The following is a 17,233-nucleotide window of genomic DNA, read 5'->3' on the forward strand; positions in this document are numbered from 1 at the left end:
ACGAGGAGAAGTACCCATGCGCAGCGGGGCACCCGGCGCTTTCGGGCTTAGCGAGCGCGCGACTGTGCGTCCCTGCAAGGGCAAATTTTGCGCGTTGACACTGCCGTCGACGAACCAGCACCCATGTGCGACACCCTTGAACGCGCAGTTCAGGCAACATTGCAAAACCCTCCACCCATAGGACGGGCCCACCACGCTGCATGCGCTCGGATTTCGGGCGCCCAGATCAGAAGGAAACACCCATGCTGGTTGATAAACGCCTGATGTCACTGACTCACGGACACCGCCGGACCCTAAACGCACTCACACTTGTCGTGTGCCTGGGCACGGCCAGCTACTGGGTGCAGGCCTGGTTCCTGGCCAATGCTCTGGCAGGGCTACTGCCGAGCCAGAACCACTCCGCAGCCCAGGTGGCAGGAAGCCTATTGGCCGTTCTGAGCTGCGGTCTGGTGCGCGCGGCATTGCAGCAGGTGCAGGTCCGGCTGGCTAGCGCCCTGGGAACCGCGGTGCGCCTGGAACTACGCGCCACCCTGGCCGATGCGCTGCTACGTCCGGAGCGGCTACGCGATAGTTCTGAACGCAGCGGGGCGCGTCGGCTGGCCCTGAGCGAGAGCGTGGACGGGGTCGAACCCTATCTCACCGCCTACATACCCCATGCCCTGCAGCTGCAATTGCTCTGCCCGATCCTGCTGGCCGGGGTGGCCGTACTGAACCCTGTGCTTGCGGCAGCGTTGCTGGCCGCCGTCGTGGTGGCCGTGGGCGCTCCCCGGCTCTGGGGCAGGCTTCTGGCCCGGCGCAGCGCCACGCATTGGGACTCCTACGAGGCACTGAGCGCCGACTTCCTCGAGGCACTACAGGGCATGCGTACGCTGAAGATCCTCGACGCAGTCCCGCGCTTCCGTACCCGGCTCAATGATCGCTCCGAAGCGCTGCACCGGGCCACCGTGGCCACCATGCGGGTCTCCCTGGCCGATACGGCACTGGCGGACCTCGGGATCCAGGCCGGGCTACTGGCCGCCGCGGCACTGACCGCGCTGGACGTACTGGGGGCTTTTCCCGCTGGACTCGGCGGGGAACCAGCCCTGACTTTTTTCGCCCTCATCCTGGCCTCAGAGGTCTTCCGGCCCATCCGTGACCTGGCACGCCAATGGCACGCCGGCTATCTAGGCATCTCCGCACTAGGCAGCATAGAGGCAGTCATCGGTAGCGATGGCAAAGAACATTCCGGGCCCCTTGCCCGCCCAGAGGTGCGCCCCGCCCACGCCGCAGGCGGACGAGAACCGCACGGCCACATCGTGGAGCTGGAGAACGTTTCCTTCCGCTACGAACCTGACTCCCCGTGGGTTTTGCTTGATACCACAGCCAGTATCCGCAGCGGTGGAATCAGTGCACTGGCCGGGCCCTCGGGTGCCGGGAAAAGTACCCTCTTCGATATCCTGCTCGGATTCCTGCCCTTCACCGGCCAATGCCTACTGGACGGGCGGCCACTGCAAACTGGGGACGTCAGTGTGGTATCCCAACACAGCTACCTGTTCCCCGGAACCATCCGGGCGAACCTTCAAGCAGTGCAGCCCGAAGCAGATGATGGTTGGATGCGTAGCGTGCTGGACCGTGCAGGGTTGGGTGCCGAACTCGCTGCCTGGCCCCGAGGGTTGGACACCGTCATCTCAGAGGCCGGTCACTCACTCTCCGGCGGCCAGCTCCAACGCCTGTCCGTCGCCCGCGCCATCCTTGCCGACCGCCCTGTGCTGCTCTTGGACGAACCAACCTCGGCGCTGAACTCGGAGTTGGCCGCCGAACTCATGAATACCCTGCGTGCCGAGGCCCGGCACCGCATCGTGGTGATGATCGCCCACCGCACAGATGCTCTGGAAGCCGCCGACAGGGTGCTTCACCTGCGCGACGGCGCCCTGCACGAAACCTTCCTGTCAACCTGCCCGGAGGCATCATGAACGCGCAAGACACGCACACCGCCACCCGAGGGGACGATCCCCTGTGGGGGCTCATCCCGTACCTAGCTTCACATCGTCTGTCCTTGGCCTGGACCGGATTGGTGGGCCTGGCCAACAACCTAGCCCTGGTCTTCCTGGCCGTGGCCGGGTCTTATGTGGTGACCCTAGCCTTGGCCGAGGGGCAACTGGCGAGCCCAAGGTGGTGGATTGCCGGGGGCGCAGCCGTGCTGTTGCGCGTGATCCTGACCTGGCACGAGATGGATTTGTCGCACTCCATTGCTTACCGGGTACTCGCAGCCCTGCGCATGGGACTCTTTGACGGGTTTTCCCGCGGGGTGCCGTCCCGATCGCCCGGGCAGCACACAGGCCGGCTGGCGGCCACCGCCATGGGCGACACAGAGAAGCTCGAGTTTTTCTACGCCCACACACTGACCCAGCTGGCAGCAGCCGTAGTGATACTGATCGGCGGCACCACGGCGCTATATCAGATCGGTTGGTCGCTTGCCGCCGGGTTCGTGATTGGCTTGGCCACCTTGGTGCTTCTGACCCTGCCGTGGTTGCGCACCAACGTCCGACTGGGAGAGACGGTGCAACGTGCCAAATCCAACCAATCGGCCCTCGCCGTTGACCTGCTCTCCGGGTCCCGTGAAATCCTGGGCTTCGGGCTGCAGGAGCACGTCCAACGTCAGCTGGCCGAGGCCACCGAAGTCGTAGCCCGGGCCGAACGGCACTTAAAGGTGCGTGAGGCTGCCGCCGCCAATGTGCGTGAGCTGTGTTCCCTGGCCATCCTGGTCGTTGTCTTCCTTGCGGCGTGGAACCAGCCAGCCCTGGACCCGCTGTGGGTTCCGGCTGTGGTGGCCGGAACCCTCACCCTGCTCTCCCCCCTGATGGATGCCGTCGCGGTATTGACGCAATTGCAGCCCCACCGTGCCAGTGCGGCCCGGGTGCTGGAGGGAATCTCCATGGCCGCGGAGGATCTATCCGCGGCACCAGTGCTTCCCTTTGCCACGACGGGGCCCCTGGGGATCAACGTCCGTGGGGCGTGTTTCTCCTATGCCGATGGTGCCCCAGCTTTGGAGCCCTGCTGGCTGTCCGTGGCACCGGGTGAGCATGTGGGCATTTCAGGTCGCTCAGGGGCAGGAAAGACTACCCTGGCCCGTCTCTTGGCCCGGCTCTGGGCTCCGGATGCCGGTTCCATCGAGCTGATTCCACGCACCGGCCGGTCCGTGAACGCCGCTTCCGTGGACCTGCGGGTTTTCCGCTCGCTGGTCACCCTTGTGGAGCAGGACGCCATAATCTTCCATGGGTCAGTGCTGGAAAACATGCGCCTGGCGGTCCCCGGGACCACCGAGGGACAGGCTCTGGACGCACTGGGCCGTTCGGGGCTTGTGCTGGACGCCGGGCGCTGGCCTGATGGAGTTCACACCACGATCGGGGAGGGCGGCACCAGCGTCTCCGGAGGAGAACGCGCCCGCATCGCCCTAGCCCGTGCACTGTTAGTGCAGCCGCGCGTGCTGGTGCTAGATGAGACCACCGCGTCGCTGGATGCAGCCACCGAAGCGATCCTGCTGGACGCGGTGGCGGCGCTCGCCGGGGACACTACGGTGATCACGATTTCGCACCGCGAATCCACGCTGGCACGCTGCGACCGCCGCATCGAGCTGGACAACCTACACACCGAGCCCGTATCCCAGCCAGCATAGCGGCGGGAGAACACGGGAATAGGCCGCGGCCAGACCGTAATCGCGGGCAGGCTGCGGCCTACATCTTTGCGTTCTGGTGCATGCAGTAGCAGTCCTGGATACGTTTCGGGCGGGAAATGACTTCGAGGTCCGCCACACGGCGGACCTCGAAGTCATGGCAAATGTGTATGCAACAGCCCTAGAACGCGTTGGGGTGAAGCCCCTTGGCGATTTGCTCCACAGCCCGGATGTTGCCCCAGGTGCCCGGCATGACGTCGTCGGAGTCGATGGCCACCAGGCGGTTGTTTTTCACCGCGTCCAGCTGCGCGAACTTCGTGCGAAGGTAATCGAGGGTGGCCTGCTCGTGGGCCTTGTCGATCGTGGTGAAGACGATGATCTGCGGGTTTTTGGCGACCAAGGTTTCCGGGGAGATGACCGAGGAGAAGAACTGGGCGAATGCCTTGTCATCGGGGCTGAAAACGTTGTCGCCCCCGGCGAGTTCGATCATGTTGTATTCGATGCCCGCGCCGATCGCGGCAATGGTGTTGCCCTCCACGAAAAGCTCGGCCACGGAGGGTCTCGTGAGGCCGGAGACCCGCCGTTTCACATCATCTAGCGTGCCCTGCGCCTCGCCGGTCAGCGTTGCGGCCTGCTCGGCAGCACCGAAAACTGTTCCCATATTCTTGAGGTCGGTGAGTAAGTCCGTCACCTCGGCGCTGCTGCGCCGCTCCGGGCAGCCAGCGGTGGCGACATAGGCCTCGGCGCCGGCGGCCTTGAGTTGGTCGATGCTGGCGAAACCTTGCTCAGCGGTGAACTCGTAGCTGGTGGGCGAGTAGACCAGATCCGGAGCGACACCCAGCAGTACCTCGCGCGATGGTGGGCCCTGTTCGCTCAACTGCTTGGCTGCGCCCAGATCCGCAAGTTCTGGCATGAGCTCCCGACCCTTACTTTGGGCTTCCGCTACGACCTTGTCAGCTTGGCCCAAACGCACCAACATTTCGGACTGGCCCGGCGTCATCGCCACGGCGCGCTGCGGGGTAGCGGGGAAGGACAGTGTGCGGCCGCAGTTTTCGATGGCTGTCGCGGCGCCGGCGGATTCCTTGGACCCAGTGGCCGAGACCGCCTGGCCGCAGCCTGTTAGCAGGATTCCGCCCAGCAGCAGGCCGGAGATGAGGTAGAGGGGTTTGATATTCATGCGTGTTCCTTGACTGTTTTGGTTTCATGGTTAATGTGTTGTTGCTGCGCTGCAGACGCGGGCTGCGGGTCAAGTCGGGCGACGGCAACCAGCGGCCGGCCGGTGATCGGATGCTCGAGCCGGCGTGAATCCACACCAAAACCGGCTCGGATGACGTTCTCCTCCAACACCTCGTGCGGGCGGCCGAATCCCTGCAGTTCCCCCGCCTGCAGCAGGGCTACGTTCTGGCAGTATTCACCCGCTAAATTCATGTCGTGCAGGGCGGTCAGCACGGTCAACCCGCGGCTAGTGGCCAGTGACATGAGTTCAAGTTGGAAGGCGATGTCCAGATGGTTGGTGGGCTCATCCAGCACCAGCACCGGCGTCTGCTGTACCAAGGTCCTGGCCAGCAGCACGCGCTGCTTTTCGCCGCCGGAGAGCCCGGCGAAGTAGCGTTCGGTCAGGTGTACGGCCCCAACCTCGCGAAGTGCAGTGTCGATCAGTTCGTGGTCAGCGGTGGAGTCGGCTCCGAATCCGCGCTGGTGCGGCACCCTGCCCAGCATCGCCATTTCGCGCACGGTGATGGGAAATTCTTGGGTGGATTCCTGGGCCATGACGGCGATCCGTCGGGCCACGTCACGCCCGCCCAGGGACCTGACATCGTCCCCGTCCACACGCACGACCCCGGAAGATGGCTTCTGGGCGCGGTACAGGGTGCGCAGCAGAGTGGACTTACCGCAGCCGTTGGGACCCAGCAGACCCAGCACGGTGCCAGAGGGCACCGTCAGGGAAACGTTGTTCACGATCCGCTGGCCCCCGAGGGTGACCGATACCTTGTCAAAGGAGACGTTCATCGATCAACCCCCGCCGCACGGGCGCCGGAAGAGCGCATGAGCCAGAGAAAGAAGGGGGCACCGACAGCGGCGGTGAGGATGCCCAGGGGGATCTCCGCGGGCTGGGCCACGGTGCGGGCCAACAGGTCGGTGATCATCAGGAACAGAGCTCCGCCCAAAATGACCAGCGGCAGCATCCGCCGGTGGTCCGAGCCGACAATCATGCGCACCGCATGCGGCACCACTAAGCCGACGAAGCCGATGCCGCCGCACACCGCAACGGTGGTGGCGGTCAGTAAGGCTGTGGCCAGCAGCAACGTCCGGCGCATGGACGTGACATTCACACCCAGCGCGATGGCCGTCTCATCCCCTGCGAGCATGGCGTTCAGCGCCCTCGAGCGCAACATGGCATACAGTCCTACCCCCGCCAAGGCGATCCCGGGCAGGATCAGCTGCGGGTAACTAGCCGCGGAGACGCTACCGAGGAGGAAGAAGAGCACACTGTAAACGTTCTGCGCCTCAGTGGTGATGGTCAGGAAGTTGGTGATGGCGGCTAACAATGAGCCCAAGGCCACGCCAGCCAAGATCAACCGGGAAGGTGCGATTACCCCACCCTGCCGGGCCAGCAGGTATACCAAGACCGTGGCCCCGGCGGCCCCGACGAAGGCGGCGGCGTTCAAGCCAAGCCCGGCCACCGCGGTGGATCCCGACACAATCGCCAGCACCGCCCCGACCCCGGCACCGGCCGAGACACCAAGAATGTAGGGCTCGGCTAGCGGATTTCGGACATTGGTCTGCAACAACGCACCGGCCAAAGCAAGGCTCGCCCCGGCAATGCCGGCCAGCAGGGTACGCGGCAGACGGAAGTTCCAGACGGCCTGATCCTGCGAGACCGAAATGGTGCCGTCCTGCATCCACACCATTCCCGGGAGAAAGTGCCCGGAAATGATTTTCGCGGCGTCCGAAAGGCTCGTAGCCAACGGCCCGGTACTTGTCGACAGAAGAATGACGACCACAATGCCAGCACACAATAAAGCTGTCGCGCCGCACCTCCGCCAGAGAGTGGCTCTTCGCGCCGGGGCAAGCGCCACGACAGGGCGCGGCAGGGTCGGGATAGTACGAGGGGAAGCGTTCACGCTTCACATCATATCTTAAATGATAATCATTATCATTAGTGATGGTGTTGGTTCGGCAGTGATTGAATCCACTTTATGCACAACATTGCCAATCGCTTCGACCTTTTCAAAATCTCGATGCAACGAGGTGGAGCGCGCTACTCTTCCATGATTTCGGGGGGGGTCAGTCGACCGAATCAGTCACGGTCGAATCAGCCACTCTCGCCACTGCGCTAGGTGCGCCAGACCCGGTCGAGATTGTTGCGCGTCGGGGTGGATGACGGCGGTAGTTGCTTGGTCTAACTACGTGGCGTGGTGAGCCAGGATAACGTCGAAGGACGCCTCGGGAAGGACTAAATCCGATACGGGCCGGGGACCAATTTAATGAGTTTTTAATGAGTTCGGTCAGACCGGCGCGCCTCCTCACCACTCCCCCACAGCAAAGCCGCAGGTCAGCGGTACGTGCCCCACCCTACCGAGCCATTCCAACCGACGACCGTTGCGGTCGTTTCTATGCCAGAGGAAGCAGTCATAACAACGAAGGAATCCCTCCGACCACTGCCTTCTCCACGCGCCCACCCGTACGAACAATCGCCGGAACCAGTCACTAAGCAAAATGCACATCGCCACCCAAGCCCTCAGGAAAGGACAGTCAGTAAAAGCAGAAGACGTCACAGACTTCCTTTTCAGCGGGCTCGCCCGAACGACAAACTTCCCCGCGAACGTGGCACGCTCGATTGCACGTTCCTGAAGCTCATGCAATGCACACATGTCGAAGAAGATGCTCAGCAATGTTTCTGCAGGGTATCGATTAGGTACTACGGCCCGCACGCAGGGGCGCGAGCCTGCACAGCATCCCTGCTGATCATGGCCGCATGGGCCGAGTACCTCCTGGATCGGGAACGCCCAGATACGAAGACCAGGCAGATGCGCTACTCCTACTATGGCGTCGGAGTGGCACTCTGATCGGAGCCAACATGAATCCCGTGAAGCTCAAGTCGACTGCGGTGAGACTCACCCCAACGATCAACTACCTGGAGAAGAGCCTGTGACACCTAGCATGGGTTGCTGTTCCAGAGGCCAGCGACTATTGGGCAAAGCGAAGGCCACTGACACAACACGCGAATCCGGTAGAACCGCGGCCGTCACCCAGCCCACCAGCCCGCCCCTGAGTGCCCTTGAAACTGGGGGTTAAGCGCATATCTCGTTTCGGGGGCGAGTGGTGGTCGGGCGGATTCAAGGGGCGCACACTGATGCAGGAGGTCAGCACAGTAGCACGTGGCTTATGCTTGCCTTTGATCGGCTGCGAACGTCCGCGGCGGCATACAAAAAGGGGACCGTGTTCAGTTGAAATTTGTTTTGGCCCGCAAGACTCTTACTTTTACTTTGACGGCAGCAGCTGTGCTTGCCATGGCAGCGTGTTCTTCCGCCCCAGTAGATTCAGATTCAAAGTCGAGCGCAGCGGCTCAGCCCACCACTGCCAGTACACAAACGCCTGAAGGAAAAGCCGCAACATTCATCAAGGATCTGCCGGACAGTTACGGAGTATCGGGTGAGCTGACAAACGTTCTGGGTGGACCGGAAGCCGCCGCTCCCTTGGCCGCCACAGCTAAGGAGTATCTTGGGCTGATGTATGGAGCCTTCCCAGAGTTCTCTGATCCGCAGTTCACTTTCGACGAGGCTTCATGGAAGCCCGTCGAAAAGGTATTCAAGCCGGTTACCGGGTCTAGCCTCATGGGTGACCTCAAAAAGAGCTTCCTCAAAAGCGAGGGCGTGATCTTGACCGTCGGAGCACTCGTCGTTAGCGACAAAGTAGCGGGCACGCTGAAGTCCGACTCTGGCGAAGTCTGCAAAATGAAAGATGTACCGTGGGGGTATGACGTCACAGACTTCACTCTCGATGTCCCTGACTCGAGGATTAACCTCAGCGCACAAGACGGATTCCGGGCCGACTACAAGATCGCCACTACGATCCGCTGTGAAGAAGGTCCATCGTTTATTCTCCGCCAAGCACGGCAGGTGAATTTCATGGATGTCGGAGATGCATACGAGATGGTGGCATACAGTCGGCTCGACGCCCCCACGATTGAGGCCTCGAGCGCCCCGCAATAGAGGTCGCGCTGGGTCAGTAGCTCCTGAGGTAATTGCCAGGCATGGACACCTACCGACCTCCAGCCGGTTGTCCTCATAGGAAACCCGCTATGCGTGCAGGGAGCCGTCCTAGTCGTTTGGGTACGACGGCTCCCTGATGGTTGTTGCTGTAGTCCGTGTTTACCCCATTAAGAGGGAAGGATCCATCCTGAGCCTTCGTCAGCGTAAGGTCATATGCTGAGTAGGTATCGATCTGGGCTTCCACGCCGTTCTGTTCGGTCTTCATTACGTAAAGAGCTGCATCGGTTTCAGCTACTGGTCCGGGCTCCGCCGCCGAGCTGTCCTCCTCCTCATACGTTGACGCCCCGATTGAGGCATCCCCGCAACCAGACAGTCCAAGTGCCGCTATCACGAAACCGGTGGCGAGAAGTCGCCTTATCGAGGGCTTCATAGATTCTTAGCAGGTGGGGTGTAAGGTTTCCGCATCTTGCGACGGGACCATGAGGGTCCATCGCTGCGCTAGCAGTGACATCAGCGGATCGCTTAGTATCTCCGGCTGAAGCAGCAACCTGTAACCCAAATTGGTGACAGGTTGCTGATTCGGCCTTCCCTCCGCACACATGTCACCTGTCCCGAAACCTTAGGGGTTTCTGGAACATACATCTAGTGACGGGTTGGGGAACACAGCCGGGCTATTTCAGCCCGTCAGCCACCGCTGTCACCTAAACCACCGTTTTTGGGCCGGCACTTTGTAAATAAGGTGTCAGCCGCCCAGGGATGGCCGAAGCTGCACGATAACCATACTTTTAGTGATGGTTGTAGCTGTAGTTGTTGTTGGCCTCGTTGAACACGAAGGACCCATCTTCGGTCTTCAACACTGCAAATTGCATGTTCGAGTTCGTATCGATCTGGTTATCCGCGGTACCTTCTTCGGTCGACATAACGAAAAGAGCATTGAAGTAGATGGACAAATAGCCCTCTGGGGTGACAGCGTATTTGGTTGGAGCCATCTCCATGCCGATCATGCGAGGCTGATCTGCGCCGTAGCGATACTCGATGCCTTTCGCAGCCATCCATGCTTGCTCGGTGACGATGGAAGTACTCTCCCCGTTTTCGTCCACGCTCCCAATTATTTTTCTCAGATCCTCATGCCAGATGGGCAAGAACTTGTCCACATTCCTTGTGTACCACTGGTCAGGGGTTTCTGCTTGTCCATTGAGCGGGGTATCGATCAGTTCCGTGAGAGCGAAGTTCACCATAAATTTTTGGGCGGCAGTAATATCTTCCACAGACCACTGATCGAGTACGCCGGCCTCCACTAGCTTTGGGTCGTACTGGAATACCTTATCTGTGGGATCGATGGCAGCCTGAAGGTACGCCCCTTTGCTGGTCTTCACGGTCACACCAGGGATCAGTTTGGTGTTCAGCGAACCTCCCACCGAAAACAGCTTGGCAGCAGCCGTTGGCGTGGCCGATACCGCTGGAACAGCAGAGACTGTAGATGTTGGACCACCTACAGCCTCTACTGTTGATGCCGAGCAACCCGAGGCAAGCAGGATGAGGCTGGACAGACCGACTGCAAGCAAAGCACCTTGCTTAGAGAATTTCCCCACAATAGTTCCTTAAGTTAGGCGCCTTGACGCACAAGATGTTGAATTGCTGACGGCATGAAATCAATTGCGAGCTCTCAATGTACCGCGTCTTGTATCACGTTCCACATTGGCCTGCTGAAGGTCTCATCGATGGTCTCGTACAACGCCACCATCACCCCTTCAAGTACACGGACACAGCACTGCGGCTCATGTCGAACTCCTTTGCCAGGCTGGTCTTCGACTCCCCCGCGGCCGCCCTCTGCCGCAGTTCATCGGTCTGCTCTGCGCTCAACACACGACTTCTCCCCTTTTATACGTCCCCGCGCGCCCTGGCTAGTGCAATACCTTCAGTTTGCCTGCTCAGGATCTGAGCCCTCTCGAAAGCTGCAACGCTCCCAAGCTACCCCAACAACAAAGTGTTCGTCGGAGAATCCTCAGCCGAGAAAACAAGCCCCTCCTTTTTGAATTCCACCTGGACTCCGCGGCCCGTCAAATTCTTCACCAAATTTTGGAGGTCCACGAGGTCACGCCCCAATCGATCAAGACTGTGGCAAACGACGACGTCCCCTTGGCGCACATACGCGACCAACTCCTGCATTTAGGGACGTGCAGCATCCTTTCCCGAGGCCTTATCCTCGAACCGGCGCTCGTGGAGCTCTCCGTCAAGCTGGCGAGCTGTGCTCTGATCTAGCGACGGAACCCTCAGATAGCCCACGCGTTGTCCGATTCCCATGACTGCTCCCCTTTGTTTGTTCATCTAGGGTCTTAGAGCCAGCCGGACACTTGTCCATCAATGGCGGTTCGGACCCTAGATGGACACTTTGGCCATATTTGGCGACTGTCCATCTGAGGTATCCCAAACATCTTGAACACGCAGTGCACCGATTCGATTGGGAATCCTCGGTATAATCCAGTCAAACTAATCTTTAGGGGATCTCGGGCCATGAAACTGAACGTTGTTTTTGCGGACGTAAAATTCGAAGCGTCAACAATCGAAAACGTATTTGAATTGCTTCGCCGTCATCAAGAACCGCAAGTTCTCGAGGATCGCCAGCGAGCCGAAGCTGAAGCAACGGCAACAAATGCTAGTCCTGGCAGCGTAATTGATGCAGAGCCCAGCTACTCTGTAAAGCTACTCGAATACACGGATTTAGGAGTCTCGTCCGGGCGCGAGTCATGGTCGTACGACACCATAGAGCAATGGACGGCCGCTTATAACAAGGATTGCACGTACGCAAACTTGTCTGCATATGGGCATGGGGGCGACTTCAGCTTGGCTGTCTCGTACTCACTCAAAAATCGAGCGACAACCGTTACTGTTGGCGCACCTAATGACACCGCCATCCACGCCGCCATGAACATCTTCAATGCGGCCGAGAACAGCGCAAAATTACCTGCCCTTCCGATGGCGCCTACCGTGAATTTGCCACCGGTCAAGGTTTTCATCGGCCACGGTGGCAGCAGAGACTGGAACGAAATCGCCGACCATCTGCGAGGTCTGCACGAATATGACATTGAAGCCTACGAAACGGGTTCGCGATCGGGCCACTCAATTAGGGATGTACTTCAAAGCATGCTCGATGTAAGTACCTTTGCCGTCCTCGTGTTGTCATCGGAAGATGCAACCGCTGCGGGAGGCATGCGCGCCCGTCAAAATGTGGTGCACGAAGTAGGACTATTCCAAGGCAAGCTCGGCTTCAACCGAGCAATCGCAGTGATCGAGAACGGAGCCGAGGTTTTCAGCAACCTTGATGGGATACAACAGATCCGCTATGACTCTGGACAGGTGCGGAGCACACTGGGCGATATATTGGCGGCGTTGCGCAGGGAATTTGGAGACCGTCGCTAAGCCCCCACCTGTTGTTAGTGGCCACAGACATAGGCGTTGGACACATCGCCGACGACCAGCGAGATATCTCCCAATATGTGGGTGAGGCCGGCCTAGTGCTGCAGCGGTGGATAGAACAGGGCAAATGGTACAAAGATGCCGCACGCACCTGGACGGGTTTCCACGATCGAGTCAGAGTGATCTCGGCAGCCCACATGGCAATTCCTGGCCTTGTCCCAACGAGATTCACCGCAAAAATGAATAATCTCGGTGGGGCTACCTGTTCGGCGTGAGAAGAGGGTGGGGCTACCTGTTCGGCGTGAGAAGAGAACGTACTCGTAGGCAATAGCGGCATCGAGCGGGCCACCAACCTCCGACATTCGAACCGAAACAGCCGGTACTGAACGGTCGGCACTACAACCGTAAGTAGATACCAACGAATACCATCACCGCAGGTCAGAGCATGCTGAGAACTGAAAACCCATCATCGTATATCAACGTTTATAACCCCGCTTTAGGCCGAGAGAGCGATTTTGCCTTGTCAAGACCCCGCATTACCTTTTATTCTAGAGGGTCATTTGCAACAATGAAGGGTACTAAACAGTCGGCAATTGTCGCTGATTCTGGCGCGTTTATGACGAGTCGGTCGAAACTGCCGCACCTGCCCGTTGGGAGACCTCGGTATAGCCAGTGAGCCTTGGCCCCATCGTTGATGCTGACATTTTATAGCCGCCGAGCTCGAGGACCTGATGACCTGATGACCTCAGAACTTAGGACTAGCAACTGCCATTTCCGGTCATTACCGGTCATTACTGATTGCCCCTTAGATTACGGGCAGGAACGGGCCTTGAAGGCGACTTTAACGCCGCGCAATTCCGGTCGTTAGCGACGGTTTCCGGTGGGTAAACGGTGGGCGGTACAAAGTCGTGAAGGAACCTACTGTCGCGGCCTTGTGCGCTGATAACGGTCAATAGCCGCTGGCGGGATCTGCCACGGGGATGTTCTGCCACCGGTCTTGTACGCACCCTCCAATGCCTGGGTACGGCAATGGCGGTTGATGGCCTCCAACTTTTCCTGCAGCATTTCGGCAACTTGGACGGGTGTGTAAGCGCGTATAGCAAGCGCCGGGGCCGTCTTCTCTGTGGTCATACTTCAAACTAGTCCGGTTCCAGAGAGCTCGGGTTGGCATCCGGAGCATCCTACTTGCAGCGCCTCCGCAAAGCACCCAAGCCACTGCCAGACACTCCATTGCCGGAGCCCGGTCCGCTCACCGACCAGTACCACGAAGCGGTGGCCCGCGACCGTGAAGCCATCTACCCGGACGACGGAAACTAGCGCAAAAAAATATCCCCCACCGTAACTGGTGGGGGCCATTTTCGTTCAAGCACTAAGGATCGACGCCGATCACAAGTGCCCACTCTTCATGCAAGCCGTCTACGTCCAGAACCTCAGTGAAGATCCATCCATTTCCGCAGAGCAGGGACTTGCACTCCATATTGTCAGGGTGCACTAGGGCCGTAAGTGTGAGTGACTCGAATTTCTTAGCGTTCTGGGCTAGCCCAATGAAATCTTCCAGAATTCGCGTGTACGTTGCCTGCCCGGCACCCTGGCGGGTGTAGACAAGATGAGTTGCAAGTACGTGGATATAGCCATTGTGGTGCCCGTCTGGAGAAACCGTGAAACCCGTCCAGCCAACGGACTTGACGATACCCAAGTCATCCAAGTAGCAGAGGACTATTCGATCGGGATGCTTCACCCGCGGCTCCAGCTGCCTGACTATGGACTGGACTCTGATCGCATACTCTTGGCCATGCGGACGAGCAAGCTTTTTTGCTTTGCGAAACGGGATGGGCCCGCACCAAAAATCTTGCAGAAACTGACGATGCCGGTGTTCCGCCTCGACTAGTTCATGCAAGATTTGTGCGGAGCCGCGGAACAGTAAATGCAGGAGCTATCCGCTTACGTGCCTGAATGCGGCGAGGATCATTGGCAACTCTCGCTGTCCTGCTCGCATACTGCTGGAGACTCTCCACGGGAGCACCGGAATCTAGCGGACGAGCGCGGCGATGGTAGTGATCGCATGAGGGATCATGCCAGTGATTGTTGTCATTGTCACTGTCATCTATAAAGCTCATCGTCCACCTCTTCCCATCAAATGGGGCTCTGGTAATCCCCAACTGCTTAAATTCACCTAAGCACCCACTAATTTTGGGTGCAGCAATTAATCCATCAACAACTCTAAAAACAAGCTGGCTCCCTCAGTCTGCCACATCCTTGAGTCACTTTGAACCACAAAGAGGTGCGAAACACCCCTAACACCTGTAGATAGTCCCTGTTCGCCGCATTCCGGTACATAGGGGCTTGCCTACGCCGCCATAGCGACCATGGATCGTTCTGTCCACGTCTCCCTGTCTTGCCCCAACACCAACTCAAACGTGACCAGCGCGTTCCGTGGGTTGTGTCCGATCCTTGCCTGCACCTGCCACACCTCCACGTCGATACGCAGCCCACTATCCCTGTGGGCACGCCGCGCTGTCTCCCACCACGCCACCCGCTCATATCAGCGCACAGGGACAGCCCCGATGTGCCACGTTCTCGCGTTGCGTATGTAATGACACCGATATGCCGGCCATCGTTTCTACTTCCAGACTCTCCATGCGCTGAACGATACGGGCAGGCACTGGCAAACTAAGCGGCACGGATTAGGGCAGACGCATGTTGTCAAGGCGCGAGGAAATCCTTGACGATGCCTGGTCAGGCTGGCGCACCAGCATGTGAACCAATCCCCCACCACAAATAAACGACCGGCCGCGAGCACAGAACCCCTGTCCCCTAACAGTTCGTTCTAAGGCCTGTTCATGACTCCCCTCCCGCCTATTTGTGAGCGCGGCCCAAGCACGAATCAGGGAGGGTCAATCCTCCGTTTACCCACCGGAATGGCCAAATATCGTCCGGCAGAATTTCAGCCCTGCCTGTCAACCAAATCTTGGACAGACCCGTTGTATTCAAAAGACCGATTGCCGTGTTCGGATAGGGCGTGGTGTCAAAGTATTATCAAGAGGATTTTATGTACCAACCGTGCCTGCACAATGGGTACGCCGAGCTTGCGCTGGTCTCACGTAGCGCCCAAACCCCAGAAGGTAAAGTACCTTGGATCTAAAATTGCGCCGTACCGGCACCGCACTCACCCTTGTCGGGCTTCTCTTTCTGGCTACAGCATGCAACGGGGATGATACTGCGGGTAATCCCGGGGCGTCTGCCCCTGCAACAACTTCAGGAGCAGTTGCAACTGTGGCGACGGCATCACCGCCCAACGCCTCTCTCTACGGTACAGACGCCGCGTACAGCACGCTGCTAGAACCAGGCAAAATCGTCCAGTCAACCAAGGGCCCTTATCTGCAGACCAAGATTGCGGCAGGAGATATTTCAAAGAAGTTTAATTTGTCAATCGTTGACAAGGATGTCCTCGGATATTGGTCGCCAGACGCCATCACAGAGGCGCAAGTCTTTTTGGCGGACTTCTTTATCCGAGAGCTTGCAGACTCGCCGCTCAATGGCGGCGGTGAGACAACTGACCAGTGGTGGGCCCGGAATGAGCCTCTCATGACCGAGATCGAGAAACCTGGAGTTTTCGATAACTTGAAAGTGATCAATGAGGACGGGACTTCAAAGTCCTTACCAGAACAGGGACTATGGCAATCCAAGCCTGAATACGCGGGGTTCACATACAACTACTCGAAAGAGACACCACGAGTGGATGCGGTCAAGCTGGTCCCAACTCGGGTCTTCCTAGACAACAACAAATGCGTCGCTGGTACCTATGAGGCCAAGTACAGGATGCCTTACGTGATGGGAGAGAAATCAGGCTTCACGATGGTTTCTGGCACAATTGGCCTCTCTACATGCAAGGGTGATGATGGTAGCTGGCTGCTAAACGGCCATCAGTCCACAACCACGAGCACCAGTAGCGGCATGAAATAGCCACCCCTAAATAGCCGGTATCCGACCTCAATTTGATAGCGGTTCTCTTATAGTTTGCGGCCCCCTGCCCACAGGTGCACGGCAAAAGATTTTCCTCCGGCCTTTTCCCGCACACAGGTTGGACAGCGGGACCCGTGGGGCGGCTGCACACAACCCACACCTCACCCTGGTATCGGTATCTCACCATGAGTGAGCGTGGGATGGGCACAGCCTCACAGGGCGCGGGGCGGGCATACTCCTGCGGAGCTTTAGCGTTGCACTCGTACATTGATGATGCGTTGCCCGTCCCGGACTGTGGTGCGCAGCTGGGCGAAGCCAGCGGCGTAGTCTTTGGTCTCCATTTCAACGGTGGTGAAGGTGCCAGTCTCGATGGTTTCCACGGTGGCGATGATGATCATGGGTCAGGTTCTTTCTTTCAGGAGGCTTTGACAAGCAATAGCTCGTCCCAGTGGGTGGTGTAACGCGGTGAGAGCATGTCCCGTTTCATGGACCAATCAGGTCCGCCTCGGAGACCTGCACTTCCCAGACCGATACTTCCGCGACCGTACTTCTTAGAGACGGATTCCATCAACTGGCCTATGCCGCGTTCCTCGTGGGGGTTCTCGAAGAGTTCCAGCGGTGATTGATTACCGGTGGGGCGCAGGTCGGTGACCATGATCCCGGCACGCACGTATTTCACACCCTCATAGATCCGTTCACACAAACTATTGGCGGCCTTGTGGAGTAGTACGGGATCTGCGGTGGGCATCGGCAACGGCACACACACCGAAGGGTAGGAGATGTTGTCCTGGTTGAAGTGGGACGTACCGGCAAAAGCAGTCAGTACTTTGGCTTGAAGTCCGTGTTTGGCGAGGCGGGCGCTGGCTTGTTGGGCGTACACGCTCATGACCTGGCCCATATCTGCGGCTGTGGTCACGGGGGTAGCGAAGGAGCGGGAGAAGATCAGTTGATCTTTACCTACACGTTCCTCTTCCATGGGGATACA

At 58.9% G+C, this 17,233-nt stretch carries 15 protein-coding genes; 6 read left to right on the forward strand and 9 right to left on the reverse strand.

Annotation, left to right across the window (positions count from 1 at the left end):
* Nucleotides 1-242 precede the first annotated feature (242 nt).
* Both CVS29_RS17385 and CVS29_RS17390 read left to right on the forward strand, forming a co-directional pair.
* Nucleotides 243-1,952 carry an ABC transporter ATP-binding protein/permease gene (locus tag CVS29_RS17385; protein WP_170121030.1) on the forward strand — a complete coding sequence of 570 codons (1,710 nt, stop codon included), beginning with the start codon at nt 243-245 and terminating at the stop codon, nt 1,950-1,952.
* Complete coding sequence (locus CVS29_RS17390; protein ID WP_110107816.1) at nt 1,949-3,655, forward strand: ABC transporter ATP-binding protein; 1,707 nt, start codon at nt 1,949-1,951, stop codon at nt 3,653-3,655. Before CVS29_RS17385 ends, CVS29_RS17390 begins: the two co-directional genes overlap by 4 nt.
* 178 nt (nt 3,656-3,833) lie before the next feature.
* On the opposite strand, the gene CVS29_RS17395 is transcribed toward CVS29_RS17390, so the two are convergent.
* The 3 genes from CVS29_RS17395 to CVS29_RS17405 are packed head-to-tail and all read right to left on the reverse strand — an operon-like array spanning nt 3,834 to nt 6,777.
* Nucleotides 3,834-4,829 carry an ABC transporter substrate-binding protein gene (locus tag CVS29_RS17395; protein ID WP_110107817.1) on the reverse strand — a complete coding sequence of 332 codons (996 nt, stop codon included), beginning with the start codon at nt 4,827-4,829 and terminating at the stop codon, nt 3,834-3,836.
* The gene (locus CVS29_RS17400) at nt 4,826-5,662 is read right to left on the reverse strand and encodes an ABC transporter ATP-binding protein (RefSeq protein ID WP_110107819.1); all 837 of its coding nucleotides are present in this window, start codon (nt 5,660-5,662) and stop codon (nt 4,826-4,828) included. Before CVS29_RS17400 ends, CVS29_RS17395 begins: the two co-directional genes overlap by 4 nt.
* Nucleotides 5,659-6,777, reverse strand: a complete 1,119-nt coding sequence (locus CVS29_RS17405; RefSeq protein ID WP_376939570.1) for a FecCD family ABC transporter permease — start codon at nt 6,775-6,777, stop codon at nt 5,659-5,661. The genes CVS29_RS17400 and CVS29_RS17405 overlap by 4 nt, the downstream gene beginning before the upstream one ends.
* A gap of 1,326 nt (nt 6,778-8,103) precedes the next feature.
* Between CVS29_RS17405 and CVS29_RS18295 the strand changes: the two genes are divergently transcribed.
* Nucleotides 8,104-8,868, forward strand: coding sequence for a hypothetical protein (locus CVS29_RS18295; RefSeq protein WP_146213111.1), 765 nt, complete (start codon nt 8,104-8,106; stop codon nt 8,866-8,868).
* 785 nt (nt 8,869-9,653) lie between these two features.
* Here the strand turns inward: CVS29_RS18295 and CVS29_RS17420 are convergent.
* The 3 genes from CVS29_RS17420 to CVS29_RS19330 form a co-directional block, all read right to left on the reverse strand.
* Complete coding sequence (locus CVS29_RS17420) at nt 9,654-10,460, reverse strand: hypothetical protein (RefSeq protein ID WP_110107824.1); 807 nt, start codon at nt 10,458-10,460, stop codon at nt 9,654-9,656.
* A 151-nt stretch (nt 10,461-10,611) separates the two neighbouring features.
* A complete protein-coding gene (locus CVS29_RS19325; protein ID WP_425451166.1) occupies nt 10,612-10,734 on the reverse strand; it encodes a hypothetical protein in 123 nt (40 codons plus the stop codon).
* Between the two features lie 105 nt (nt 10,735-10,839).
* The gene (locus CVS29_RS19330; RefSeq protein ID WP_425451167.1) at nt 10,840-11,037 is read right to left on the reverse strand and encodes a recombinase family protein; all 198 of its coding nucleotides are present in this window, start codon (nt 11,035-11,037) and stop codon (nt 10,840-10,842) included.
* 345 nt (nt 11,038-11,382) lie between these two features.
* Between CVS29_RS19330 and CVS29_RS17430 the strand changes: the two genes are divergently transcribed.
* Entirely contained in the window at nt 11,383-12,288 is a 906-nt protein-coding gene (locus tag CVS29_RS17430) for a TIR domain-containing protein (RefSeq protein WP_110107826.1), read from the forward strand.
* A 1,161-nt stretch (nt 12,289-13,449) separates the two neighbouring features.
* Nucleotides 13,450-13,602 carry a hypothetical protein gene (locus CVS29_RS18570; RefSeq protein ID WP_170121031.1) on the forward strand — a complete coding sequence of 51 codons (153 nt, stop codon included), beginning with the start codon at nt 13,450-13,452 and terminating at the stop codon, nt 13,600-13,602.
* Between the two features lie 52 nt (nt 13,603-13,654).
* Here the strand turns inward: CVS29_RS18570 and CVS29_RS17445 are convergent, their stop codons facing one another.
* On the reverse strand, nt 13,655-14,023 hold the full coding sequence (locus CVS29_RS17445) for a hypothetical protein (RefSeq protein WP_110107832.1): 369 nt from the start codon (nt 14,021-14,023) through the stop codon (nt 13,655-13,657).
* Nucleotides 14,024-15,417: 1,394 nt separating this feature from the next.
* Between CVS29_RS17445 and CVS29_RS17455 the strand changes: the two genes are divergently transcribed.
* A complete protein-coding gene (locus CVS29_RS17455) occupies nt 15,418-16,248 on the forward strand; it encodes a hypothetical protein (protein WP_146213112.1) in 831 nt (276 codons plus the stop codon).
* A 248-nt stretch (nt 16,249-16,496) separates the two neighbouring features.
* On the opposite strand, the gene CVS29_RS18575 is transcribed toward CVS29_RS17455, so the two are convergent.
* Both CVS29_RS18575 and CVS29_RS17460 read right to left on the reverse strand, forming a co-directional pair.
* Nucleotides 16,497-16,646, reverse strand: a complete 150-nt coding sequence (locus CVS29_RS18575; protein WP_170121032.1) for a hypothetical protein — start codon at nt 16,644-16,646, stop codon at nt 16,497-16,499.
* 17 nt (nt 16,647-16,663) lie between these two features.
* The coding region (locus CVS29_RS17460; protein ID WP_146213113.1) for a DinB/UmuC family translesion DNA polymerase at nt 16,664-17,233 on the reverse strand (570 nt) is incomplete at its 5' end.

It is taken from the genome of Arthrobacter psychrochitiniphilus, assembly GCF_003185915.1.
GTDB lineage: Bacteria > Actinomycetota > Actinomycetes > Actinomycetales > Micrococcaceae > Specibacter > Specibacter psychrochitiniphilus.

Coding starts and splice junctions, on each gene's coding strand:
- CVS29_RS17385 (WP_170121030.1), top strand. CDS start 243: ATGCTGGTTGATAAACGCCTGATGTCACTGACTCACGGACACCGCCGG.
- CVS29_RS17390 (WP_110107816.1), top strand. CDS start 1,949: ATGAACGCGCAAGACACGCACACCGCCACCCGAGGGGACGATCCCCTG.
- CVS29_RS17395 (WP_110107817.1), bottom strand. CDS start 4,829: ATGAATATCAAACCCCTCTACCTCATCTCCGGCCTGCTGCTGGGCGGA.
- CVS29_RS17400 (WP_110107819.1), bottom strand. CDS start 5,662: ATGAACGTCTCCTTTGACAAGGTATCGGTCACCCTCGGGGGCCAGCGG.
- CVS29_RS19330 (WP_425451167.1), bottom strand. CDS start 11,037: ATGCAGGAGTTGGTCGCGTATGTGCGCCAAGGGGACGTCGTCGTTTGC.
- CVS29_RS17430 (WP_110107826.1), top strand. CDS start 11,383: ATGAAACTGAACGTTGTTTTTGCGGACGTAAAATTCGAAGCGTCAACA.
- CVS29_RS18575 (WP_170121032.1), bottom strand. CDS start 16,646: ATGATCATCATCGCCACCGTGGAAACCATCGAGACTGGCACCTTCACC.